Raw genomic sequence first — 22,520 nt, forward strand, 5'->3', positions numbered from 1 at the left:
CTCATCCCACCATGCCCGTACGACACGTGGCTCAGGTGAGGTGGGTGTCGAGGAGGTCGAGGGCGGCGGGGACGGTGTCGGCGACCAGGAGGAGATCGAGGCCGGCGGGCTTGAGGAAGCGACGGTCGGCGAGGGTGCGCAGCCAGTCCAGCAGTGGCCGGTAGAAGCCGTCCGCGTCGACCAGCACCATGGGCTTGGCGTGCAGGGCCAGGGTGGCGGTGGTCCACACCTCGAACAGCTCGTCGAGGGTGCCGAGCCCGCCGGGCAGGGTGATGAAGGCGTCCGACTTCTCGATCATCAGCGTCTTGCGGCTGGCCATCCCGTCGGTGACCAGCAGTTCGTCGGCGGCCAGGTCGGCGACCTCCAGGTCGACCAGGGTCTGCGGGATCACCCCGACGGTGTAGCCACCGGCGGACCGCGCGCCGTCCGTCACCGCGCCCATCATGCCGACGCAGCCGCCGCCGCTGACCAGGGTGTGCCCACGCCGGGCCAGCTCCGCGCCGGTCTCGGCCGCCAGGTCCAGCCAGCGCTGGCCGAGGGTACGGGACGACGCGCAAAACACGCAGATCGCGGCCACCGGTCAGCCCCGCCCCGTCGGGCGCGACCCGGGTTCGTCTCCCGCCGGCCCCTCGGGCGCGGCCTCGGCGGCGGCCCGCTGATCGGCGGCGACCCGGGCGACCGCCTCCTCGCGGATCGCCTCCTGCTCGGCGGAGAGCACCGCCTCGGCCTCCACGATGTGCCGGACCGCCTGGTCGACGTCGTCGGTGAGGCAGATCAGCTCCAGGTCGGACGGGCCGATCTTGCCCTCGGCCGCCATGGTGTCCCGCAGCCAGTCGATCAGGCCCCGCCAGTAGTCGACGCCCATCAGCACCACCGGGAAGCGGGTGACCTTGCCGGTCTGCACCAGGGTCAGCGCCTCGAACAGCTCGTCCATGGTGCCGAAGCCACCGGGCAGCACGACGAACGCCTGCGCGTACTTGACGAACATGGTCTTGCGGGCGAAGAAGTATCGGAAGTCGATGGCCAGGTCGACCCAGTCGTTGAGGCCCTGTTCGAACGGCAGCTCGATGCCGAGCCCGACGGAGAGCCCGCCCGCCTCGCCGGCGCCCCGGTTGGCCGCCTCCATCACCCCCGGGCCGCCGCCGGTGATCACCGCGTACCCGGCCCGGGCCAGCGCGCCGCCCAGTTCCTCGGCCATCCGGCACTCGGGGCTCTCCGGCCTGCTGCGGGCCGAGCCGAAGACGCTGACCGCCGGCGGCAGGTCGGCCAGGGTGTCGAAGCCCTCGACGAACTCCGACAGGATGCGCAGCGCCCGCCAGGCGTCCTTGGTCTTCCAGTCGCCCCGGCCCCGGGAGTCCAGCAGCCGCTGGTCGGCGGTGCTGGTCGGGATGGCCCGGTTGCGCAGTGTGACGGCACCCCGGTGCCGCTCACCGCGCGGGCCGCGGCCGGGCTGCCGCCCGCTGCTGTGGCTCATGGGGCCACCGTAGTGGAGCCACGCCGGTCGGGTGCGGAGGCCGGCGAGCCGGAGAAATTCTTGGCGATCTTGGGCAACTAATTCGGTCGCCCGTACGTCTTACTATTCACATACGGGGTATGCCCCGGCGCGAGCTTTCGGGGGAGGAGCCAGCGTTGATCAGCAACACCGAGATGATCCGGATCCGCCGGCAGATGCAGCGGCGGATCCGCGACGTGGTGGCCGAGCGCCGCCGTGCCCGCATGATGGAAGCCCACCACACCGACCTCACCGGCGAGTCCGCCGAGCCGGACACCTCGCTGACCACGACCGTCTGAACCCAGTCGGTCCGACCTCGGGGGGTCCGCGTCACCGACGCGGGCCCCCCGGTCGCGTATCCGGGCTCAGGCGGGGGCCAGCCAGCGGTGCAGGGTGGCCGCGCCGTCACGGATCTTGGTCAGCTCGACGTGCTCGTCCGGATGGTGGGCCAGGTTCGGGTCGCCCGGGCCGAAGTTCAGCGCCGGAATGCCCAGGGCCGCGAACCGGGCCACGTCGGTCCAGCCCAGCTTGCCGATCGGGGCCGCGCCCACCGCGGCCAGGAACTCCCGCGCCGGCGCGGCCGTCAACCCGGGCAGCGCGCCGGCCGCCAGGTCGGTCACGGCCAACTCGAAGCCGGCGAAGACCTCCCGCAGGTGCGCCTCGGCCTGCTCCGGCGTACGGTCCGGGGCGAACCGGTAGTTGACCTCGATCTCGCACCGGTCCGGCACCACGTTGCCGGCGACCCCGCCGTGGATGCGGACCGCGTTCATGCCTTCCCGGTAGTCGCAGCCGTCGATGGTGACCCGCCGCGCCTCGTACGCCGTCAGCCGCCGCAGCACCTCCCCGGCCGCGTGGATGGCGTTCACACCACGCCAGGAGCGCGCCGAGTGGGCCCGTACGCCGGTGGTCGACACGATCGCCCGCATGGTGCCCTGGCAGCCGGCCTCGACGATCCCGTAGGTCGGTTCCAGCAGCACGGCGAAGTCGGCCTGGAGCCACTCCGGGTGGGCCTCGGAGACGAGCGTCAGGCCGTTGTACTGCGACTCGATCTCCTCGGCCTCGTAGAAGAAGTACGTGACGTCGTAGCGCGGGTCAGGCAGGGTCACCGCCAGGTGCAGCGCGAAGGCCACCCCGGATTTCATGTCGGAGGTGCCGCAGCCGTACATCAGGTCGCCGCGCATGGTCGACGGGAAGTTGTTGTTGAGCGGGACGGTGTCCAGGTGGCCGGCGAGCACCACCCGCTGCGACCGGCCGAGGTCGGTGCGGGCCATCACCGTGTTCCCGTGCCGGTACGTGGTCAGGTGCGGTACGCCCCGCAGCACCTCCTCGACACAGTCGGCGATCGCCTTCTCGTTGCGGGAGACGGACTCTATGTCGACCAGGGCGCGGGTGAGCGCCACCGGATCAGCCAGGACCTCGGGGGTCAGCGGGTTCTGCATGCCTCGCACGGTACCGTCAGCACTGGTGAGCGCGCGGAGTGAGCTTGCGAGCCCGGCGGCGGGCGCGCGGAGCGAGCTCGCTGGCCCCGCGGTCGCGAGCAGCAGCCGGCGTAGTCGCGAACGAGAGGTAGAGCTGTGACGTCCGATTCGGCCTGGGGCATCGGTCTGGCCACGACCACCGCTGACGACCTGGTGCTCGACACCTGGTACCCGACCGGCAAGCTCGGGCTCGGCGAGCTGCCGCTCGTCCCCGGAGAGGACCAGGCCGACGTACTCGACCTGCCGCCCGGCGCGGTCGGCGGACGGGCGCTGCCCGGCCTGCGTACGGTCCAGGTGGTCACCGTGATCGGCTCGCTGGACGACCCGATCAAGGACGCCGCCGACGCGTACCTCCGGTTGCACCTGCTCTCCCACCGCCTGGTCCGGCCCAACCAGCTCAACCTCGACGGCATCTTCGGCAAGCTGGCCAACGTGGCCTGGACCTCGGCCGGGCCGTGCCCGCCGGAGCGGGTGGACGAGCTGCGCGTCATCGAGCGCGCCGCCGGCCGCCACCTCGCCGTCCACGGGGTGGACAAGTTCCCCCGGATGACCGACTACGTGATCCCCTCCGGCGTACGGATCGCCGACGCGGACCGGGTCCGGCTCGGCGCCCATCTGGCCTCCGGCACCACCGTGATGCACGAGGGCTTCGTCAACTTCAACGCCGGCACGCTGGGCACCTCAATGGTCGAGGGCCGGATCGTGCAGGGCGTGGTGGTCGGCGACGGCTCCGACATCGGCGGCGGCGCCTCGATCATGGGCACCCTCTCCGGCGGCGGCACCGAGCGGGTCCGCATCGGCGAGCGGAGCCTGATCGGCGCGAACGCCGGCGTGGGCATCTCGCTCGGCGACGACTGCGTGGTGGAGGCCGGCTGCTACCTCACCGCCGCCTCGAAGATCACCCTGCCGGACGGCCGGGTGGTCAAGGCCCGCGAGCTCTCCGGCGTGAACGGGCTGCTCTTCTGGCGCAACTCGGTCACCGGTGCGCTGGAGGCGAAGCCGCGGACCGGCCGGGGCATCGAGCTGAACGCGGCCCTGCACGCCAACGACTGACCGGACCGGCCGGTAACCGGGCGGCACGAGCGACCGGACCCGGGCTGGGGTGGACGCCCCGGCCGGGTCCGCCGCCGATCCGGCACCCGTCGCGGTGCGGACGGGGCATGATCTGCCGGTGACCATCATGAGGGAACGCATGCTCGCCGGCGAGTTGTACATCGCCGACGACCCCGAGATCATCGCCGATCTGGAGCGGGCGGCCCGGCTCACCGAACGCTTCAACACCAGCTCCGCCGACGACCCGCAGGGCCGGCTCGCCGCGCTACGCGAGCTGCTCGGCTCGCTCGGCGAGGACGCCTGGGTACGGCCGCCGTTCCACTGCGACTACGGCTGGCAGACCCACATCGGGCCGCGCAGCTTCGTCAACTTCAACGCGGTCTTCCTCGACGTCGCCCGGATCACCATCGGCGCCGACGTCCAGATCGGACCGAACGTGCAGCTCCTCACGGCCACCCATCCGATCGAGCCGGCGGCCCGGCGGGACAAGTGGGAGGCGGCCAAACCGATCACCATCGGCGACAACGTCTGGCTCGGCGGCGGTGCCGTCGTGCTGGCCGGCGTCACCGTCGGCGAGAACACCGTGGTCGGCGCGGGCGCCGTGGTGACAAAGGACCTGCCGCCCAATGTGGTGGCCGTGGGCAATCCCGCTCGACCGGTACGCACCCTGGAAGAGGCCACCTGACCTGCAAAAACAGGCATCGTCGGTGGGGTGCGGATCCGCGTCGGACGATGCACTCTGGGTAGTGCCGGCTCACCCAGGGAGCGTCGATGGTGGAACGGGTGCTCGAACTGCGGGTGCACGGGGTGTCGAACACCCCGCCCGACCAACTCCTCGGCCTGCGCCCCGCCCCGGGCGGCGACGGGCCAACGCCCCGGCTCGTCGCCGGCGGTGCGGTCACCGGCTTCTACCGCTCCACCGCCGCCGGTCCCGACGACCCGATCACGGTCGAGGCGTACAGCTGGGGGCAGCTGACCTCGGGCGCGCGTACCGCCCGGGACGTCGAGCGCGCGTTGTGGACGCTGCTGCTCCCCTTCACCCTGGCCAACGTGGCGCTCTACGCCCGCACCGGCATCCCGTCCGACCCGGGCGAGGAACGCTGGAGCAGCCGCTCCGGCATCGCGGCCTGGCTCGTCCGGCTGTTCGCCCTGAGCCTCACCGGCACCCTGGTGATCACGGTGACCGGGGTCGGCGTGGACCTGATCGGCTGGCAGTGCGTCGGCCAGGACTGCCTTGACCACCTGCCCGGCCCGTGGGACTTCCTCGCCAACGACTGGTGGCGGCAGGACACCCGGGCGCTCGCCGTCGGCCTGCTGCTGCCACTGCTCACGCTCGTGGTGCTCGGCGCGGTCGCGTGGCGTACCTACCAGTACGAGGCGGAGATGCCCGCCGACCCCCACCTCCCGTCGTCGCCCCAGGGCCCGGACCCGGCGGTCGAGCCCGTGACGGAGCAGCCTGAGCCGCCGGAGAACCCGCTCCAGGATCCGACCTTCTGGTGCGGCGAGGGCCAGTTGCGCCGCAGCGGCGTCCTGCACCTCTGCGTCGGGGCGGTGGTCGCCGCGGCGGTGCCGGTCGCCGCGGTGATCATCATGGACCCGCCCCGGGGCTTCCGGGCCTTCGTCGCCTGGCCGACCGTCGTCGTGCTCGCGGCGGTCGTGGCGATCGCCGTGGTCGCGCTGGGCCGGCCCTGGCTCACCCGGCGGCAGGGGCACACCCCGCTCGGTCACTGGAGCACGACCGTCGCGCTGCTCACCGGGCTGGGGCTGCTCGGCACCTTCATGCTCCTGCTGCTCCCCGACGGGCCCGCCGGACGGCCACTGTCCGAATTCCGGCCGCCGACCGGCTGCGTCCGCGACCCGGGGCTCGTCGGCTGCCAGGCCGACCGGTCGCTGCCCGGGTACGACACGATGGTCGCCTGGCTCGCCACGTACCAGGCGCTGCTGCTGGTGGCGATCGGCGCGGTGACCCGTACCGGGCGGCGGGCGCTGGCCGCTCCGGTGGCCGGGGGCGTACTGCTGCCGCTCGGGCTGGTGTGGATCGAGCGGGGGCTGCCCGGCCTGCCGCCGGCACCTGACGGGGTACGGCCCTGGATGCTCGCCGTGCCGGCCATCGCCGTCGCGGCGACCGGGCTGCTGCTGCCACGTACCCGGCCTGCGGCCGAGCGGCCGGACGCGGACGGCGGCCTCGCCTGGGGCGGGCGGGGCCCGGCGGTCGTCGCCGGCTTCGGCTGGATGATGGCGGTCGCCTACTGCGCCGGCCTGCTCCACTGGGTCAGCGGCCTGCTCGACAGCCGGGCCGGGCCGGCCGGGCCCACCCGGGTGACACCCCCGCCAGCGGTGTCGTGGGCCGGGCTGGCCTGCGTGATCGGCCTGCTCGCGCTCGCCGGCGTGCTGATCCGGGCCGGCCTCGTCCTCCGCTCCCTGCGCCGGGCCGAGTACGCCGCCCTCACCGCGGCGGGCGCCGGCCTCTCCGCGCACGACCTGCGCCGCGCCCACGACGTCAGCACCTTCCGGGCACTGCACCGGCTCGTCGGCGAACACGCGATCCGGCTGGTCGGCTGCTACGCCGCGGGCTCGGCGGTGCTGGTGGCCTGCTGCTGCGCGGCGGCCCTCGCCGGCAGTCGCCCCGGCCCGCGGTCCCCGTCCGGCTGGGAGGTGCTCGTCGGCTGGACCGCCGACCTCGGGGACCGGGTGCTGGGCTGGCTTCCCCTGGTGGTCGCCGTGCTCGGCCTGCTGGTCTACCGCAGCGACGCGGTACGCCGCACGGTCGGCGTCATCTGGGACATCGGCACGTTCTGGCCACGCGCCGCGCACCCGCTCGCCCCGCCCAGCTACGCCGAACGCGCCGTGCCGGAACTCCAGACCCGGGTCGCCGGCCTGCTCGCGCTCACCCAGCACGATCCCCGCCGGATGGACGGGGTGATCCTCTCCGGACACAGCCAGGGCACCGTCATCTGCGCCGCCACGCTGCTCCAGCTCTCCCGGCGGTGGCGGCAGCGGATCTGGTTCTTCTCGTACGGCTGCCAGTTCACCCGGCTCTACGGCCGGGTCTTCCCGGCGTACTTCGGGCCGGCGCGGTTGCGGGTGCTCACCCGGGCGCTGACCCGGCCCGGCGGCGACATCAACTGGACCAACTTCTGGCGCGACACCGACCCGCTGGGCTGGCAGGTGAGCGCCGGGGAACGGGATGTGCCGGTCGCCGACCCGGAGGCCCTGCACCCCAGCGGCGGCGAGGTGGCCGATCCGCCGATCCGCAACCACAGCGGCTACCCGGACGCGATCGAGTTCCTCCGGGAACGGGCGGCGGTGGCCCGGCTGCTCCGCCGGACCGTGCCGTCACCCCGGCAGGGGGTCGGCTAGCCGGACCACCAGGTCCGCCCGGTCGGCCGTGCCGGCGACCCGGGCCGCGTTCGCCTCGTCGCTGCCCAGCGCCCAGGCACGCGCCTGCTCCGGGGTCTTGCCGTACGCCTCGTGCCGGGCGGTCAGCCGGCGCAGCCGCAGCTCGACGTCCAGGTCGAGGAACCAGGCCTGGTGCAGCAGGGGGCGCACCTCCTCCCACGGGTCGTCGCGCAGCAGCAGGTAGTTGCCCTCGGTCACCACCAGCCGAACCTCGGGCGGCACCTCGATCGCCCCGGCGATCGGCTCCTCCAGGTCGCGGCGGAACGCCGGCGCCCACACCGAGGTCGGCTCCAGCCGGTGCAGCCGGCGCAGAACGGCGACGAAACCGTTGGCGTCGAAGGTGTCCGGGGCACCCTTGCGGTCGGCCCGGCCCAGCCGGACCAGTTCGGACTGGGCCAGGTGGAAACCGTCCATCGGCACCAGCCGGGCGGCCGGGCCGACCTCGGCGACGATCCGCTCGGCCAGGGTGGACTTGCCCGCGCCGGGCGCGCCGGCGATGCCGAGCAGCTGCCGCGGACCGGCGTCGGCCAGGGCCCGCGCCCGGTCCACCAGCTCGCCGACCGGGAGCACCTGTGCCGGTGGCATCAGCCGAGCACCGGCTCGCTGATGGTGAACCGGGCCTCGACCGCCGCCTGCACCGGTTGCGGCTGCGGATCCAGCTCCAGCTCGGGCGGGGCGTCGCCGGCCCGCGCGAAGGCCGCCTTCGCCAGCATCGGCGGGGCGGCGGTCAGGCCGGTGTCGGCCAGCTCGACCAGGGCGGTCACCCGGGCGCCGAGCGCCTCCGCGTACTCCCGGGCGCGGGCCAGGGCGTCCGCGATGGCGGCGTGCCGCGCCTCCCGGTACGCCGGGCTGTCCGGCCGCAACGACCACGACGGACCGGCCACCTCGACCTGGTCCTGGTCGGCCAGGCGGAGCATCAGCTCGCCGAGCGCGGTGAAGTCGGCGACGGTCACCGCCGTGGTGACGCTGCCGTGGTACGCCACCACCCGCTCGCCCGACCGCTTCGTCTCCGGCCAGACCCGGAGCTGGCCGGTCTCCCGCCGTTCCACGACCGGCCCGGCCGCGTCCAGCAGCACCCGCACGGCGGCGGCCCGCTCGGCCAACCGGGTCAGCGTGGCCTCCCGGTCCCGGTCCCGGGCGGACGCGGTGACCGTGAACCGGGCCAGCTCCGGAGCGACCTCCCGGTACGCCTCGCCGCGTACCGCCACGACCGGTGCGTCCGCCATGTTCCTCACCCTAGTGGCGGGCCGGCCGGCAGGTGCGCCGTGTAGGTGACCGCGCCGGCCTCGACCCGGCAGCCGGTGAGGTGCCCACCGGCCGCCCCCAGTTCGCGGAGATACGCCAACTCCCCCGCGTGCTCCAGCTCGGCCGGAAACTCACACCGATGGGTGGTGTACGCGCGGGCACCCAGCGCGGCCCGGGCCGCCCGGGCCTCGTCGAGCCGAGCGGTGAGCGCCTCGGCGTCCCCGGCCTCCAGCGCGTCGGTGAGTTCGTCGAGGACGTTCCGGACCGCCCCCAGCTCGGCCAGTACCCGGTCGCGGTTGCCGAGCAGCATGTTCGCCGTCCGGACCGGCGGGCCGCCGGCCACCCGGGTGCCGTCGGTGAAGCTGCCGGCGGCGAGCGCGAGCACCGCGTCGCGCAGCGCGGCCCGCTGCACGGCCCCGGCCAACGCGCCGGCGAGCAGGTGCGGCACATGCGAGGCGAGCGCCGCGGCGGTGTCGTGCTCCGGCGCGGACATCGGCACCACCTGGGCGTGGAAGACGTCGATGAGCAGCGTGGCGAGCCGGCGGAACGCGGCCATCCCGCTCGGGGCCGGGCAGAGCACCCACGCTGCCCCGTCGAGCAGGGCCGGGGAGGCGGCGGCGAGGCCGGCCCGGTCGGCGCCGGCCATCGGGTGGCCGGGCACGAACCGGTGCCCGAGCCCCTGCGCGGTGGCGGCGGTGGCCACGTCCGCCTTGGTGCTGCCCACGTCGGTGAGCACGCACCGGTCGTCGGTGACGCCGGCCACCCGGGTCAGCGTCGCGGGCAGGGTGGGCAGGGGGCCGCAGAGGAAGACCACGTCCCGGCCGGCGACCGCCTCCTCCAGCGCGTCCGGGGCGACGACCCCCCGCTCGGCGACGTGCCGGCGGGTCGCCGGGTCCGGATCCCAGCCGGCGACGTCGAGACCGGCGTCCCGCAGCCGGAGCAGCAGCGAGCCGCCGATCAGGCCGGTGCCGACCACCGCCGCCCGCACCTGCCCGTTGGCTGCGCCCACCGTCACCTCGGTCCGCTCGTACGTCGGCGTCGCCGCTCCGCCACCGCGCCGAGGATATCGCCCCGGTTGCCGGCACGGTCCCGCTCGCCCGCCGTGCGGGGCCGCCGGGACCTGCCCGGGCCGACGGGGACGGAACGGGGTTGTCCGAGCGACGCTCACGTCGTACGGTCCCCCGGCGGCCCGCCCGGCAGAGAAGGCGGGCGCCTCTCACGGGGAAGGAAACACATGTCCGCGACGTACCGGGCACTCGCCTCGGTGGTCATGTTGATCGGTTTCTACGTCGTCGCGCTGCTCCAGCTCGCCGCCGTCGCCGCGCTCGGCGTCTGGCTGTTCAGCCACACCAGCGGCCTGCTGACCGGCAAGGTGCTGCTCCCGCTGGTCGTCGCGCTGGGCGCGGTCGCCGTCGGGCTCTGGAAGGCGATCCGCACGAAGAACGAGCCGCTGCCCGGCCCGATCCTGGGCGAGCGGGAGGCGCCGCAGCTCTGGGCCACCGTACGGGAGCTGGCCGCCGCGGTCGGCACCCGCGCGCCCGACGAGATCCGCCTGCTGCCGGACGTCAACGCGGCGGTCAGCGAGCAGAGCCGGCTGCTCGGCCTGCTCGGCGGCCGGCGCACCCTCTACGTCGGGCTGCCGCTGCTCCAGGGCCTGCGGGTCGACCAGTTGCGCTCGGTGCTCGCGCACGAACTGGGCCACTACTCCGGCCGGCACACCCGGCTCGGCGGGGTCGCCTACCGGGGTCGGCTGGCCATCGAGGAGACCGTCGAGCGGATCAGCCCGCGCAACCCGATCGGGTGGGTCTTCAAGGGCTACGCGTTGCTCTACCTGATGGTCGACAACGCGGCGTCGCGCCGGCAGGAGCTGGAGGCCGACCGGGCGTCGGTGCGGCTCGCCGGCCACGAGGCGGCGACCTCCGCGCTGCGTACGCTGCCCGCGCTCGACGCGGCCTGGGCGTTCTACATGCGCCAGTACGTCGAGGCGGGCTGGTCGGCCGGGCTCCTGCCGGACGACCTGTTCGGCGGCTTCGCCCAGTTGCTCGACGCGCGCCGGAACGAGATCGACGAGCTGCGCGAGAACGCGCCCGAGCGGAAGCCGTCCCGCTGGGACACCCACCCGCCGATCGGCGTACGGGTCGCCGCGATGGTCGAGACGCCGGCGGCGACGGAGGCACGGCCGGACGACCGGCCGGCCTCTATCGTGCTCGCCGACGTGGCCGGCGCCGGCCGGCAGCTCCAGAGCCTGGTGGTCGAGCACGGCTCGCGCCGGATCCTGCCGTGGCCCGAGTTCGTCGCCGAGTGGATGGCCGCGTCCACCCAGCAGCGGGCGGACGGCATCTACCGGGCGGCCGGCCGGTTCACCGGTACGGCGACGTCGGGCCTGCCCACGGTGCTGGATCTGGTCCGCGCCGGCCGGCTCGGCGAGTTCGCCGCACAGTTCTTTCCCGACGCCACCAGCCAGGAGGCGGCGACCGCCTTCGCCGGGCCGATGGAGACGCTGCTCGACAACGCGTCGATCCGCTCGGGGCGGGCCCGGTGGCAGCTCTCCTGGTCCGGGCCGGCCCGTCTGGTCGGCCCGGCCGGCGAGCCGTGGGACCTGGCCGAGATCGCCAAGCTGGCGGTGTCCCCGGAGACTCTGGACGAGGCGCTGGCCCGCCTCGCCGAGCGCGGCGTCGACCCGGCGCAGGCGACGGTGGTGCAGGCCCGGGCGTCCGCGCGCAACGCCGACCTGATCGGCGGGCTGGCCAACATCAAGATCGACGGCCGGGAGCACGACGTGCTCGTGCTGGACAACGGCCTGGTCCTGATCCCCGACCCGGGCAAGTCCAGCGAGGGCGAGAAGCGGCTCACGGCGCTGGTCGGCGCGGAGCCGGTGGGCGAGGTGGCCGCCCGGTACCCGTACCTGCCGTACGAGGAGATCACCTCGGTCGAGGTGCGGCGGGAGGTGCCGCTGAAGGCGACGCTGACCCTCTTCGACGGCCGGGTGGTGCAGGTGCAGGAGCTGATGGCCAGCGAGTTCCTGGAGAAGCACAGCCGGGACACCCTGCTGCGGGTGTTCGAGCGGATCAAGGACTGATCCGAGGCGGCGACGATCAGGGTTGGGCGAGCCGACCGGCGACCGCCGCGACGTGCTCGTCGGACTCGGTCAGCGCGACCCGGACGTGCCGGGCACCGGCCGGACCGTAGAAGATCCCGGCGGCGACCAGGATGCCCCGCCGGGCCAGCCAGTCGACGGTGTTCCAGCAGTCCTCGTCGCGGGTCATCCAGAGGTAGAGCCCGGCCTCGGAGTGCTCGATGGTGAAACCGGCGCCGGAGAACGCGGCACGCAGCCGCTCACGCCGGGCGCGGTACCGCTCCCGCTGCTCGTCGGCGTGCGCCTGGTCACCCAGCGCGGCGACCATCGCCGCCTGCACCGGGGCGGGCACGATCATGCCGGCGTGCTTACGGATCTTGAGCAGCTCGGCCACCAGCGCCGGGTCGCCGGCCACGAACCCGGCCCGGTAGCCGGCCAGGTTGGAGCGCTTGGAGAGCGAGTGCACCGCCAGCACGCCCTCGTACGACCCGCCGCAGACCTCGGGCGAGAGGATCGAGACCGGCTCGGCGTCCCAGCCCAGCGGCAGGTAGCACTCGTCGCTGGCGACCACCGCGCCGCGCTCGCGCGCCCAGTCGACCACCTTGCGCAGGTGGGTGGCGGGCAGCACCCGCCCGGTCGGGTTGCCGGGCGAGTTGACCCAGACCAGCCGTACCCGGGGGGTGGGGCCGACCGCGGTCAGCGAGTCGGTGCGTACGGTGGTGGCACCGGCCAGCCGGGCCCCGTCCTCGTACGTCGGGTAGGCGATCGACGGCACCACGACCACGTCGCCGGGGCCGGCGCCGAGCAGGGTGGGCAGCCAGCCGACCAGCTCCTTGGACCCGATCGTGGGCAGCACGCCGAGCCCGTCGACGCCCGCCCCGCAGGCCCGGGCCACCCAGGCCGCGATGGCGTCCCGCAGCGCGGGGGTGCCCGCGGTGAGCGGATAGCCGGGGGCGTTCGACGCCTCCGCGAGGGCCTGCCGGATCACCGGGGGCACCGGGTCGACCGGCGTGCCCATCGAGAGGTTGATGAGACCGTCCGGGTGCGCCGCGGCCGTCGCGGCCGCGGCGTCCAGGGTGTCCCAGGTGAAGTCGGGCAGCCGCGACGAGACCGGCGCGGGCCGGTTCAGTGGCCCTCTCCGCGCGGCGGCTGGGCCGCGACGAACGTCGCGTCCTTCTCCACCTTGCCGATCTTGGAGGCGCCGCCGGGCGAGCCGAGGTCCTCGAAGAACTCGTAGTTCGCCCCGGTGTAGTCCTTCCACTGCTCCGGAACGTCATCCTCGTAGAAGATCGCCTCGACCGGGCAGACCGGCTCACAGGCACCACAGTCGACGCACTCGTCGGGGTGGATGTAGAGCATCCGGTTGCCCTCGTAGATGCAGTCGACCGGGCACTCCTCGATGCATGCCTTGTCGAGCACGTCCACGCACGGCTCGGCGATGATGTAGGTCACCGGTCTTCTCCTCCGCAAGACTCGTCGCGATCACCTGCGACGGTAAGAGCCTAGTATCTCGCCGGGGAGGAGGTCGATCGTGCTCCGACAGCAGGATGTAGGACACCGGATCGTGGTCCGCCGGATTGTGGGGATTCGCGAAGGCCGGCCCCTGTTCTCCGACGCCCTCGGCGAGCTGGTCGAGCTGAGCGAGACCCACATCACCCTGGCCACCGACAGGGGTCGGCTACGGGTCCCGGTGGGGGAGGTGCACCGGGCGAAACGGGTGCCGCCGGCCCGCCGACCGACGGCCGGCGCCGTGGTCGCCCTGGAGTTGGCCGCCGACGAGGCGTGGCCCGCGCCGGTCCGCGCCCGGCTCGGCGACTGGCTGCTGCGCGCCGCCGAGGGCTGGACCGGCCGGGCCAACTCGGCGCTGCCGGTCGGCGACCCGGACCGACCGCTGCCCGCCGCGCTGGACGCCGTGGAGCGCTGGTACGCCGACCACGGCCAGCCCGCCCTCGTGAACACCCCGCTGCCGCTGGCCGCGCCGGTCGGCACGGAGCTGGACGCCCGGGGCTGGGACGCCCGGCCGCCGGTGCTGGTGCAGACCGCCCCGCTGGCCGCGCTCCCGCCAGGCCGCGCCGACCTGCCGCCGGCCACCCTGACCGGCAGGCCGACGGAGGACTGGCTCGCCGTCGCGGCCGGGCGCAAGGGCGACCTGCCGGACGCCGCACGGCACGTGCTCACCGCCGTGGACCGGGTCCGCTTCGCCCACCTGTACGCCGACGGCCGACTGCTCGCGGTGGGCCGGGGCACGGTCACCGGTGAGCGGCGGTGGCTCGGCCTGACCCTGGTCGAGGTGCTGCCCGAGGCGCGCCGGCAGGGGCTGGCCGGCCGGGTGATCCGGTCGCTGGTCGACTGGGGCGTGACGGAGGGCGCCACGCACGCCTTCCTCCAGGTCGAGCAGCGCAACACCCCGGCCGTGGCGCTCTACCGGGGGCTCGGCTTCACCACCCACCACACGTACCTGACCCGGGTCGCCCCGGCCTGACCCGCCACCTCGCCGCCCCGGGCGCCACACCTCAGCGGCGGACCACCTTGCGCGGCTTGGCGGCCTTCTGCTCGGCGTACCGCTTGAGCTGTCGGGAACGGAAGTCCCGGCCGAGCGCGGTGAGCGTCAGGTAGCCCACCAGCACGCCGGCCCCGGTGGCCGCCAGGTAGAGCCAGATCTGGGCGAAGAACGTCCCGGCACCGTCGACGAACGGGCTCCTGCCGACCAGCAGCGGGCCGACGAACAGGGTCAGCGCCAGTGCCACCCCGACCGCGGCGGCCAGGTCGCCGATCAGGCGACCCGCCGACCGTTCGCCGCCCCAGCGGAACGCCAGCACGGCGAGGATCAGCCCGATGGCCAGGAACATCGCCAGCGTGACGCGGTCAGCCACGGTGTCGTCGTCGGGGAAGCCGAACCTGATGACCAGCCGGGCCGCCACGTTCACCACGAACAGCGCCGCCGCCAGCACGCCGACCGCACCCCACCGCTCCCTCATCGCACGCCTCCCACCATCACCGCCCGCCCCGACAGCGGACTCCTGGCAGGAATATGTACCACCGCGACCTGTGCGGCGTCAGCACCTCAGCGGTCGGCCGGCGGCACCACGACCTGCCGGAAGCCCAGCACCGCGAAGGTGATCGCGCCCGCCAGGATCATGCCGAGGCCGACCAGGTTGTCGCCGGTGAGCACGAGATCACCCTCGGTGGTCTTGACGCTGCCCGCGACGATCACCACGAACCAGGGCAGGGCGGGCAGCACCACCGCCCAGCGCGTACCGGCGGCGGCGTTGGCGAACCAGCCCACCAGGACCGTCAGCACCACCACCGCGACGATCCCGCCGACCGCGAGCGCGGTGCCGACCGCCGTCCTCGGCAGGCCGCCCGGCCGACCCTTGACGACCTCCCAGGCCCAGGTGGCGAAGATCAGCTCCAGCACCGCGGCGAGCACGCCCGCCCAGACCGCGACGAGCCCGCCGGCGATCCGCAGGGCGGCGTCGGCCAGCCCCGACCGCGCGGGCGGCTCGGCGGGCGGTGGCTCGGGGGCGACCGACATCGGTACGGCCGGCAGCGTCACCGGAGGCCGGCCGCCGCGACCGGAGACCGGTCCGGTCCGTCCAGCGACAGCCCGGCGAAGAGGTCGTCCTCCCAGCCGTACGGGCCGTTGCCCGGCCCCTTGTCGCCGACCGCGAGGGTGAAATATTCCACGCCCATGAACTCGGCGCCGAAGTTGCCGGCGATCGAGTAGAGCCAGGAGGTGGCCGGGATCTGCGTGGCGTGTGCCCGCATCGCCGCCTCCTTGGCGGCGTGCTGGTCGGTGGCGTCGATCCGCGCGGCGATCTCCGGGTCGGGCGTGCCGAACGGCAGGTCGTCGACGCTGTCGATGCCGGCGAACGGGTTGTCGGAGGCCTCGGTGAAGGCGTTCAGGCCGGCATCCAGCACGCTGCGCGGCATCGCCGTCCAGTAGACCTTCGCCGGGGCGATCCCCTCGGCGGTGGCCAACTCGACGGCGCGCATCGCCACCCGGTGCGCCTGAATGTGGTCGGGGTGGCCGTAGAAGCCGTTGTCGTCGTACGTGATCATGACCTGCGGGCGGACCTCGCGCATGATCTCCAGCAGGTGCCCGGCGGCCTCGTCGAGGTCGGCCTGCCAGAAGGCGCGGGGGTGCTCGTTGGTGGCCAGGCCCATCATGCCGGAGTCCCGGTAGCGGCCCGCGCCACCGAGGAAGCGGTGGTCGGTGACGCCGAGCGCGGCGCAGGCCGCGGCCAGCTCGCCGATCCGGTACCCGCCGAGCTGGTCGGCCTCGGCCGCGACGAGCTGGGCCAGCTCCGGTACGTGGATCTCGCCTTCCTCGCCCAGCGTGCAGGTCACCAGGGTGACGTGGGCGCCGGTGGCGGCGTAGTGCGCCATCGTCGAGCCGGTGCCGATGGACTCGTCATCGGGGTGCGCGTGGACCAGCAGGAGGCGTCGGTCGGGCAGCGTCGTCACGACCGTCACTCTAACCGGCGGTCCTCCCCCGGCGATGCTTACGCGTCCGCCCAGGTCGGCCACATCACGCCCGAGCCGCCCTTACGATCCGAGTTGTGGACTTTCCCGAGCTGGCCGCCCGTACCCGTCGGTTCAGCCACGGGGCGCCGCGCGCTGTCTCAGTCGCGGACGACGGCTCCCGGGTGATCTTCCTGCGCTCGGCGGGACCGGAGGACCCGGCCGACGCGCTCTGGCTGCTGGACGTCGGCTCGGGCGAGGAACGGCTGGTCGCGGATCCGGCGGTGCTGCTCGGGTCGGACGGCGAGCCGGCCGCGCTGGCGCCGGGCGAACGGGCGCTGCGCGAGCGGCTGCGGCTCAGCGCCGCCGGCATCGGCTCGTACGCCCTGGACACGGCCGGCCGGGTCGCCGCGTTCGCGCTGGCCGGCCGGCTGTTCCGGGCCGACCTGGTGCACGGCGACGTGGTCGAGGTGGCCTCGGTCGGCCCGGTGATCGACCCGCGCCCCGACCCCACCGGCGAACGGCTGGCCTACGTCACCGACGCCGCCGAGGGGGTCCGCCGGGGCCAGCTCCGGGTGGTCGAGCCGGACGGCGCGGACAACCTCCTCGCCGGCGAGGACAGCGGGGTGACCTGGGGGCTCGCCGAGCACATCGCGGCGGAGGAGTTCGGCCGGTACCGCGGCTACTGGTGGGCCCCGGACGGGCGCACGGTGCTGGCCGCCCGGGTGGACGAGTCCCGGCTGCCGCACTGGCACCTGCACGACCCGGCCGACCCGGCGAGCCCGCCGACGACCGTCGCGTACCCCCGGGCGGGCGGGCCGAACGCGCAGGTCAGCCTGCACCTGCTCGACCTCGACGGCGGCTGGGTCGACGTGCACTGGGACCGCGAGACCTACCCGTACCTGACCTCGGTCGGCTGGGCGGACGGCGGGCCGCTGATCACCGTGCTACGCCGCTCGCAGCAGCACGGCCTGGTCCTCGCGGTGGACCCGCGTACCGGGGAGACGCAGGTGCACGCCGAGCTGGCCGACCCGCGCTGGGTGGAACCGATCCCCGGCACCCCGGCGCACCTGCCCGACGGCCGGGTTCTGGTCGGCGGCGAGCTGGCCCACGACGGCTACGATGCCCGCTGCCTCTTCGCCGACGGCACCCTGCTCACCCCGCCCTCGCTGTACGTGCGCCGGGTGGTGGGGCGGCTCCCCGCCGCCGGCAGCGCCCCGGCGGACCTGCTGGTGGAGGCGAGCGAGGGCGAGCCGAGCCAGCGCCACCTCTACCGGATCCGGACGGTGATCGGCGGTGGGGTGGACGCCCGCCGGATGGGCAGCGACCCAGGCTGGCACACCGGCGCGATCGGCGGCTCCACTCTGGTGGTCGGCACCGCCTCGCTGGAGCAGCCGGGCACCCGCTGGTCGGTGTGGCACGGCGACCAGGAGGTGGGCGAGCTGCGCTCGCTGGCCGCCACCCCGCCGTACGCGCCGCGCCCGATGATGGTGCGGGTGACCGACCGGCGGCTGCCGAGCGCGGTGCTCTACCCGTCCGAGCACGTCAAGGGTACGAAGCTGCCGGTGCTGCTGGACGTCTACGGCGGGCCGGGGCACCAGGAGGTGGTCGCCGCGCGGGCGGCCTGGTTGGAGCGGCAGTGGTGGGCCGACCAGGGCTTCGCGGTGGTGACCATCGACAACCGGGGCACCCCGGGCGTCGCCCCGTCGTTCGAGAAGGCGATCCACCGCCGGCTGGCCGACGTGATCCTGACCGACCAGGTGGACGCGCTGACCGCGCTCGCCGGCAAGCACCCGGACCTGGACCTGGCGCGGGTGGCGGTGCGGGGCTGGTCGTTCGGCGGCTGGCTGGCCGGGCTGGCGGTGCTGCGCCACCCGGAGCTGTTCCGCTGCGCGATCGTCGGCGCCCCGGTCACCGACTGGACGCTGTACGACACCGCGTACAGCGAGCGCTACCTGGGCCTGCCGGAGGACGGCATGGACGTCTACGCCCACCATTCGCTGGTCGAACTGGCCGCCGAGCCGGTCGGCGACCCGGCGCAGGCCCGGCCGATGCTGCTGGTGCACGGCCTGGTCGACGACAACGTGGTGGCCGCGCACACGCTGCGGCTCTCGGCGGCGCTGCTGGCTGCCGGCCGGCCGCACGCGGTGCTGCCACTGACCGGGGCCACCCACATGGCCGCCGGCGGCACCGCCGAACGCCTGCTCAAGCTGGAACTCGACTTCCTCCGCCGGAATCTGTAAGGGCCCCTTCTCCACGCCGAGGCGTGGAGAAGGGGCCCCTGCGCTCAGGCCGTCACTGCTTCACGTAGGCGTTGGTGAGGGCCGGGTAGCCGAAGATGCTGGACAGGTAGATCCCGCCCGTCTTGGAGCCGTGCAGGTAGTAGCCCTGCTCGACGAAGAGCGGCACGGCCGGGGCCAGCTCGGTCATGATTCGCTTGTCGAGCTTGGCCCACTCCCCGCCCTGCTCACCGGCGGGCATTGCGAGCACCCGGTCGAACTCCTTGTTGATGTCGTCGCTGTTGACGAAGGAGGTGTTGCTGTTGCTCTCCGGCTTGATGGTGCGGCCGTCGAAGAGCACCGGCAGGATCGCCGCCCCGCTGGGCCAGTCGGCGGCCCACTGGTCGAGGTAGAGGTCCCAGGGGTTGTCCTTCTTCTTCGTCTCGTCGAGCTTGGCGTCGGCCGGGATGCTCTTCAAGGTGATCTTGAAGCCGGCCTTCTCCAGGTTGCTCTTGAGCTGGGTACCGTACTCCGGGTTGTCGTCGCCGATGCCGAGCACCAGCTCGGGGGTCTTGCCGGCGAGCAGTTCCTTGGCCTTGTCGGGGTTGCCCGTCGGGCCGGCCGGGTAGGCGTCGTAGTTCTGCCAGCCGATGGTCGACGGCGGCATCAGGGTGGTGACCGCCTTGGCGGTCGCCTCACCGCCGTACACCTTGATGAATCCGTCCCGGTCGATGGCGTAGTTCAACGCCTGCCGGACCGACAGGTCGGTGACCCGGCCGGTGTTGATGGTGAGCCGCCACATGCTCGGGGTCTGGCCCTGCACCGAGCGGCCCTTCAGCGCCGCGTCGCCGGCCACCCGGGCGACCAGCGCCGAGGGCACACCGTTCCAGGCCAGCGCCGTCTGGTCGTCACCGTTGTCGGCGATCACCCGGTTGGCGCCCGCCTCGGCGTCCGGGCCGAAGGTCCAGACGACCTTGTCCGGGTACGCGTGCCGCACCGGGTCGGTGTTCGGGTCCCAGTTCTCGTTCCGCTCCATCACCAGCTCGACACCGGCGGTGTTCTTGGTGATCTTGTATGGTCCGGAGGAGAACGGCTGGTTGTCCAGGTTGACCCCGGTGTCCTTCTCCGCCTTGAGCGGGGCGGTGTACGGCAGCGACGCGGCGAACGGCAGGTCGCAGTGCGGCTTGGCGAACTCGAACTTCAGCGTCTTCGCGTCCGGCGCGGTCAGGCCCGGCGGTAGCGAGGTCTTGTTCGCCTTGAAGTCCCACTTGGTGTCGTACTGCGGGGAGTCGGCGAGCCACTCCTGGAGGTAGGTCGGGCCGCCGGTCAGGTCGGGGTCGAAGGAGCGGGCGATGCCGTACGCGATCTCCTTCGAGGTGATCGGGCTGCCGTCCTCGAACTTCACCCCGTCCTTGATCTTGAATTCCCAGACCTTGCAGTCCTTGTTGACGTCCGTGCCCGGGGTCTCGGCGAGGTCACCGACCAGGGTCACCTTGCCCGAGCCGTCGTCCTTGAAGGTGGTCAGGAAGCGGCTGTAGAGCGGGGCGTTCATCAGGCCGGCGAACGAGTAGACCCGCTGCGGGTCCAGGTGCGAGATCTTGGTCTCCCGGATCACCCGGAAGGTGCCACCCTTGCTGGCGCCGGGGACCTCGGGAGCGGGCCCCATCGACTCCTTCGGGTCGGTGGCGATCGAACCGCTCTGCACCCGGTCGGCGCCGGTGTCGCCGCCGGTGCCCTTGTTCTCGCTGCACGCCCCCATCACCACGAGCAGTGCGAGCGCTCCGCCGGCGGCGGCTGCCCTCTTCAGGCGCATCTCGCGCCCTCCTCCCTTATCTGGTGCCCCGTCAGGCTCCACGTCCGGAGCATCGTCAGGCGACGTAGAAAAACTACGGCGTGTGTAACAGAGAGCGGTGGATTTCTCCATGCCCTGTCGGGTGCCGTTGCGCTATCGCAACCGGACCCGCGGGTCGATGGCCGCGTAGAGCATGTCCACCACGATGTTGGCGACCACGATGAAGACCGCCGAGATCAGCACGGTGGCCATGATGGTCGGCAGATCACCCGACCGGACGGCGTCCACGGCGGTCCGGCCGAGGCCCTGGATGCCGAAGGTGGTCTCGGTGATCACCGTGCCGCCGAGCGCGCTGCCCACGTCCAGGCCGGCGATGGTCACGATCGGGGTGATCGCCGCGCGCAGCGCGTGCCGCCCGTACACCTTGGGTTTGGCCAGGCCCTTGGCCCGCGCGGTCCGGACGAAGTCCTCCGACAGCGTCTCCAGCATCTGCGCCCGGGACAGCCGGGCGTAGATCGCGGAGAAGAGGAAGGCCAGGCACACCCAGGCGAGGACGAGACCGCTGGCCCACTTCACCGGATTCTCGAAGATCGAGGTGTAGCCCGGGGTCGGGGTGATCCGCAGGTTGTAGGTGAAGACCAGCAGCAGCACCGCGCCGACGAAGTAGAGCTGCATCGACGCACCCGCCAGCGAGAAGCCGATCGCCAGCCGGTCCAGCAGCGTGCCCCGTCTCAGCGCGGAGATCATGCCGAGCCCGACGCCGACAATCAACCAGAGGACGGCCGCCGGGAGGACGATGCTCAGCGTCACCGGGAGCACCCGGCTGAGCGTGTCCGTGACGGCCTCGCTGTTGACGTACGAGTAGCCGAGACAGGGCGCGTCGCACCGGCCGCCCTGGGAGCTGCCCAGATCGCGCCCGGTGACGATGCCCTTCATATAGTTGGCGTACTGCTCGGGCAGCGGGTCACGCAGGCCCAGCTCCTGCCGGACCCGCTCCAGCCGTTCGGCGTTGCAGTTCTTCGGGCACATGCCGCTGACCGGGTCGCGGGGCAGCCCGAAGAACATCAGGAAGCTGAGCACGCTCACCGCGAAGAGGGTGAGCACGGCGGTGAGCAGCCGGCGTACCAGGAATCGGGTCATCAGAGTCTTCCTTCATTCGCGACTGCGGGGCTCCGCTCCGCTGCACTCCTCGCGCTCATCACGACACCCCTACCGGGACGACTTCGGGTCGAGCGCGTCACGCAGCGCGTCGCCGAGCAGGTTGAAGGCGAGCACGAGGATGAAGATCGTGACGCCGGGGAAGAAGACGTACGCCGGGTCGGTCTGCAGGTACGGGATGCTCTGGAAGATCATCCGACCGAAGTCGGCGGTCGGTTCGAGGATGCCGATGCCGAGGAAGGACAGTGCCGCCTCGCCGGTGATGTACTGCGGCACCGCCAGCGAGAACGCGACCAGGATCGGCGCCCAGAGGTTCGGCAGGAGCTGCCGGAAGAGCATGTGCCCCAGCCCGGCCCCGCTGGCCCGGGCGGCCTCCACGAACTCCCGTTCGCGCAGCGATATCACCTGACCGCGGACCAGCCGCGCGGTACTCGTCCAGCCGAACGCGGCGAAGATGCCGATGAGGACGGCCACCTGGAACGCCGGCGGCACCTCCTCGCGGGGGCCGTAGAAGCGCAGCCCGACGGTCGGCACCACAGCCAGGGCGAAGATGAGGAACGGCAGGGCCAGCGCCACATCGGTGATCCAGCTGATCACCGTGTCGACGATCCCGCCCAGGAACCCGGCGAGGATGCCGGCCGCCACACCGATGGCGGTGGTGACCAGGGCGGCGGCGAACGCGATGAACAGCGAGGTCCGCATGCCGTACACCATCCGGACGAAGATGTCCCGGCCCAGCCGGGGTTCCAGCCCGAACCAGTGGTCGCCGGTGATGCCGCCTACGTATCCCAGCGGCATGCCGTTGCCGTCCAGAAGCTGCTGGAACTGCTCGTTCGGGCCGACCCCGTACAGCTTGGAGACCAGCGGCGCGGCGAGGGCCAGCACGATGAAGAACAGCAGCACCACGCCGCTGACCATGGCCGTACGGTCCCGGCGCAGCCGGGCCCAGGCGAGTTGGCCGGGAGACCTCCCGACGATCCCCCGCTCGTCGGGCTTGACGGTGTCGGCGGCCGGCTCGATCTCGGCCCGCGCCGCGCCCTCAACCGGAGACAGGCTCACTGCGACACCTCAATTCGCGACTGCGGGGCTCGCAACACCGGCTCGCTCCTCGCGCTCACTGCGACACCTCAATTCGCGACTGCGG

At 73.3% G+C, this 22,520-nt stretch carries 21 protein-coding genes; 7 read left to right on the plus strand and 14 right to left on the minus strand.

The annotated features are described in order from the left end of the window. Positions 1-31 precede the first annotated feature (31 nt). Together GA0070621_RS19270 and GA0070621_RS19275 are read right to left on the minus strand one after the other, a co-directional pair. The gene (locus GA0070621_RS19270) at positions 32-577 is read right to left on the minus strand and encodes an LOG family protein (protein WP_091197893.1); all 546 of its coding nucleotides are present in this window, start codon (positions 575-577) and stop codon (positions 32-34) included. 3 nt (positions 578-580) lie between these two features. Then, positions 581-1,474, minus strand: coding sequence for an LOG family protein (locus GA0070621_RS19275; protein ID WP_091197896.1), 894 nt, complete (start codon positions 1,472-1,474; stop codon positions 581-583). A 155-nt stretch (positions 1,475-1,629) separates the two neighbouring features. Here GA0070621_RS19275 and GA0070621_RS30085 point away from each other — a divergent pair, with 155 nt between their 5' ends. Next, entirely contained in the window at positions 1,630-1,791 is a 162-nt protein-coding gene (locus tag GA0070621_RS30085; RefSeq protein WP_167667066.1) for a hypothetical protein, read from the plus strand. A gap of 66 nt (positions 1,792-1,857) precedes the next feature. Here GA0070621_RS30085 and dapE read toward each other — a convergent pair whose 3' ends face one another. Then, positions 1,858-2,931 (minus strand): succinyl-diaminopimelate desuccinylase, encoded by a 1,074-nt coding sequence (gene dapE, locus GA0070621_RS19280; protein WP_091197899.1) that lies wholly within the window; start codon positions 2,929-2,931, stop codon positions 1,858-1,860. A 135-nt stretch (positions 2,932-3,066) separates the two neighbouring features. Between dapE and dapD the strand changes: the two genes are divergently transcribed. The 3 genes from dapD (at position 3,067) to GA0070621_RS19295 (ending at position 7,383) form a co-directional block, all read left to right on the plus strand. Next, positions 3,067-4,023 (plus strand): 2,3,4,5-tetrahydropyridine-2,6-dicarboxylate N-succinyltransferase, encoded by a 957-nt coding sequence (gene dapD, locus GA0070621_RS19285; protein ID WP_091197902.1) that lies wholly within the window; start codon positions 3,067-3,069, stop codon positions 4,021-4,023. A gap of 118 nt (positions 4,024-4,141) precedes the next feature. Further along, the gene (locus GA0070621_RS19290; RefSeq protein WP_091202624.1) at positions 4,142-4,708 is read left to right on the plus strand and encodes a sugar O-acetyltransferase; all 567 of its coding nucleotides are present in this window, start codon (positions 4,142-4,144) and stop codon (positions 4,706-4,708) included. A gap of 86 nt (positions 4,709-4,794) precedes the next feature. After that, positions 4,795-7,383 (plus strand): hypothetical protein, encoded by a 2,589-nt coding sequence (locus tag GA0070621_RS19295; RefSeq protein ID WP_167667067.1) that lies wholly within the window; start codon positions 4,795-4,797, stop codon positions 7,381-7,383. Here the strand turns inward: GA0070621_RS19295 and GA0070621_RS19300 are convergent. Genes GA0070621_RS19300 through GA0070621_RS19310 form a run of 3 tightly spaced genes read right to left on the minus strand, consistent with a single transcriptional unit; the run spans position 7,360 to position 9,676 of the window. Next, the gene (locus GA0070621_RS19300; RefSeq protein WP_091197907.1) at positions 7,360-8,007 is read right to left on the minus strand and encodes a nucleoside/nucleotide kinase family protein; all 648 of its coding nucleotides are present in this window, start codon (positions 8,005-8,007) and stop codon (positions 7,360-7,362) included. The two genes, GA0070621_RS19295 and GA0070621_RS19300, sit on opposite strands and share 24 nt — an antisense overlap. Beyond that, entirely contained in the window at positions 8,007-8,648 is a 642-nt protein-coding gene (locus tag GA0070621_RS19305) for an SIMPL domain-containing protein (protein ID WP_091197909.1), read from the minus strand. The genes GA0070621_RS19300 and GA0070621_RS19305 overlap by 1 nt, the downstream gene beginning before the upstream one ends. Positions 8,649-8,653: 5 nt before the next feature. Further along, a complete protein-coding gene (locus tag GA0070621_RS19310; protein WP_091202626.1) occupies positions 8,654-9,676 on the minus strand; it encodes a prephenate dehydrogenase in 1,023 nt (340 codons plus the stop codon). Between the two features lie 225 nt (positions 9,677-9,901). Between GA0070621_RS19310 and GA0070621_RS19315 the strand changes: the two genes are divergently transcribed. Beyond that, entirely contained in the window at positions 9,902-11,746 is a 1,845-nt protein-coding gene (locus tag GA0070621_RS19315) for a M48 family metallopeptidase (protein ID WP_091197911.1), read from the plus strand. A 16-nt stretch (positions 11,747-11,762) separates the two neighbouring features. Here GA0070621_RS19315 and dapC read toward each other — a convergent pair whose 3' ends face one another. Both dapC and fdxA read right to left on the minus strand, forming a co-directional pair. Further along, positions 11,763-12,872, minus strand: a complete 1,110-nt coding sequence (gene dapC, locus GA0070621_RS19320; RefSeq protein WP_091202628.1) for a succinyldiaminopimelate transaminase — start codon at positions 12,870-12,872, stop codon at positions 11,763-11,765. Continuing rightward, positions 12,869-13,195 carry a ferredoxin gene (gene fdxA, locus GA0070621_RS19325; RefSeq protein ID WP_007464872.1) on the minus strand — a complete coding sequence of 109 codons (327 nt, stop codon included), beginning with the start codon at positions 13,193-13,195 and terminating at the stop codon, positions 12,869-12,871. Before fdxA ends, dapC begins: the two co-directional genes overlap by 4 nt. A 79-nt stretch (positions 13,196-13,274) precedes the next feature. Here fdxA and GA0070621_RS19330 point away from each other — a divergent pair, with 79 nt between their 5' ends. Continuing rightward, positions 13,275-14,225 carry a GNAT family N-acetyltransferase gene (locus tag GA0070621_RS19330; RefSeq protein WP_091197914.1) on the plus strand — a complete coding sequence of 317 codons (951 nt, stop codon included), beginning with the start codon at positions 13,275-13,277 and terminating at the stop codon, positions 14,223-14,225. 31 nt (positions 14,226-14,256) lie between these two features. Here GA0070621_RS19330 and GA0070621_RS19335 read toward each other — a convergent pair whose 3' ends face one another. The 3 genes from GA0070621_RS19335 to mshB form a co-directional block, all read right to left on the minus strand. Beyond that, on the minus strand, positions 14,257-14,721 hold the full coding sequence (locus tag GA0070621_RS19335; protein WP_091197916.1) for a hypothetical protein: 465 nt from the start codon (positions 14,719-14,721) through the stop codon (positions 14,257-14,259). An 86-nt stretch (positions 14,722-14,807) separates the two neighbouring features. After that, positions 14,808-15,278 carry a hypothetical protein gene (locus tag GA0070621_RS19340; RefSeq protein ID WP_167667068.1) on the minus strand — a complete coding sequence of 157 codons (471 nt, stop codon included), beginning with the start codon at positions 15,276-15,278 and terminating at the stop codon, positions 14,808-14,810. Between the two features lie 17 nt (positions 15,279-15,295). Further along, positions 15,296-16,219 carry an N-acetyl-1-D-myo-inositol-2-amino-2-deoxy-alpha-D-glucopyranoside deacetylase gene (mshB, locus tag GA0070621_RS19345; RefSeq protein WP_197673916.1) on the minus strand — a complete coding sequence of 308 codons (924 nt, stop codon included), beginning with the start codon at positions 16,217-16,219 and terminating at the stop codon, positions 15,296-15,298. Positions 16,220-16,305: 86 nt separating this feature from the next. Here mshB and GA0070621_RS19350 point away from each other — a divergent pair, with 86 nt between their 5' ends. After that, positions 16,306-18,450, plus strand: a complete 2,145-nt coding sequence (locus tag GA0070621_RS19350; protein WP_091197923.1) for a S9 family peptidase — start codon at positions 16,306-16,308, stop codon at positions 18,448-18,450. A gap of 52 nt (positions 18,451-18,502) precedes the next feature. Here the strand turns inward: GA0070621_RS19350 and GA0070621_RS19355 are convergent, their stop codons facing one another. The 3 genes from GA0070621_RS19355 to GA0070621_RS19365 all read right to left on the minus strand — a co-directional run bounded on the left by GA0070621_RS19355 (position 18,503) and on the right by GA0070621_RS19365 (position 22,435). Then, a complete protein-coding gene (locus GA0070621_RS19355; RefSeq protein ID WP_091197925.1) occupies positions 18,503-20,239 on the minus strand; it encodes an ABC transporter substrate-binding protein in 1,737 nt (578 codons plus the stop codon). Between the two features lie 132 nt (positions 20,240-20,371). Then, on the minus strand, positions 20,372-21,358 hold the full coding sequence (locus GA0070621_RS19360; RefSeq protein WP_091197927.1) for an ABC transporter permease: 987 nt from the start codon (positions 21,356-21,358) through the stop codon (positions 20,372-20,374). Positions 21,359-21,427: 69 nt separating this feature from the next. Then, positions 21,428-22,435: an ABC transporter permease gene (locus GA0070621_RS19365; protein ID WP_091197929.1), complete on the minus strand. Its 1,008-nt coding sequence runs from the start codon at positions 22,433-22,435 to the stop codon at positions 21,428-21,430. Positions 22,436-22,520 lie beyond the last annotated feature (85 nt).

This window comes from Micromonospora narathiwatensis (assembly GCF_900089605.1).
Lineage (GTDB): Bacteria > Actinomycetota > Actinomycetes > Mycobacteriales > Micromonosporaceae > Micromonospora > Micromonospora narathiwatensis.

What these genes read in the sequence shown, in the direction of transcription:
- GA0070621_RS19275 (WP_091197896.1), bottom strand. Translation starts at nt 1,474, where the DNA reads ATGAGCCACAGCAGCGGGCGGCAGCCCGGCCGCGGCCCGCGCGGTGAG.
- dapE (WP_091197899.1), bottom strand. Translation starts at nt 2,931, where the DNA reads ATGCAGAACCCGCTGACCCCCGAGGTCCTGGCTGATCCGGTGGCGCTC.
- GA0070621_RS19295 (WP_167667067.1), top strand. Translation starts at nt 4,795, where the DNA reads ATGGTGGAACGGGTGCTCGAACTGCGGGTGCACGGGGTGTCGAACACC.
- GA0070621_RS19300 (WP_091197907.1), bottom strand. Translation starts at nt 8,007, where the DNA reads ATGCCACCGGCACAGGTGCTCCCGGTCGGCGAGCTGGTGGACCGGGCG.
- GA0070621_RS19305 (WP_091197909.1), bottom strand. Translation starts at nt 8,648, where the DNA reads ATGGCGGACGCACCGGTCGTGGCGGTACGCGGCGAGGCGTACCGGGAG.
- GA0070621_RS19315 (WP_091197911.1), top strand. Translation starts at nt 9,902, where the DNA reads ATGTCCGCGACGTACCGGGCACTCGCCTCGGTGGTCATGTTGATCGGT.
- GA0070621_RS19335 (WP_091197916.1), bottom strand. Translation starts at nt 14,721, where the DNA reads ATGAGGGAGCGGTGGGGTGCGGTCGGCGTGCTGGCGGCGGCGCTGTTC.
- GA0070621_RS19340 (WP_167667068.1), bottom strand. Translation starts at nt 15,278, where the DNA reads ATGTCGGTCGCCCCCGAGCCACCGCCCGCCGAGCCGCCCGCGCGGTCG.
- GA0070621_RS19355 (WP_091197925.1), bottom strand. Translation starts at nt 20,239, where the DNA reads ATGCGCCTGAAGAGGGCAGCCGCCGCCGGCGGAGCGCTCGCACTGCTC.
- GA0070621_RS19360 (WP_091197927.1), bottom strand. Translation starts at nt 21,358, where the DNA reads ATGACCCGATTCCTGGTACGCCGGCTGCTCACCGCCGTGCTCACCCTC.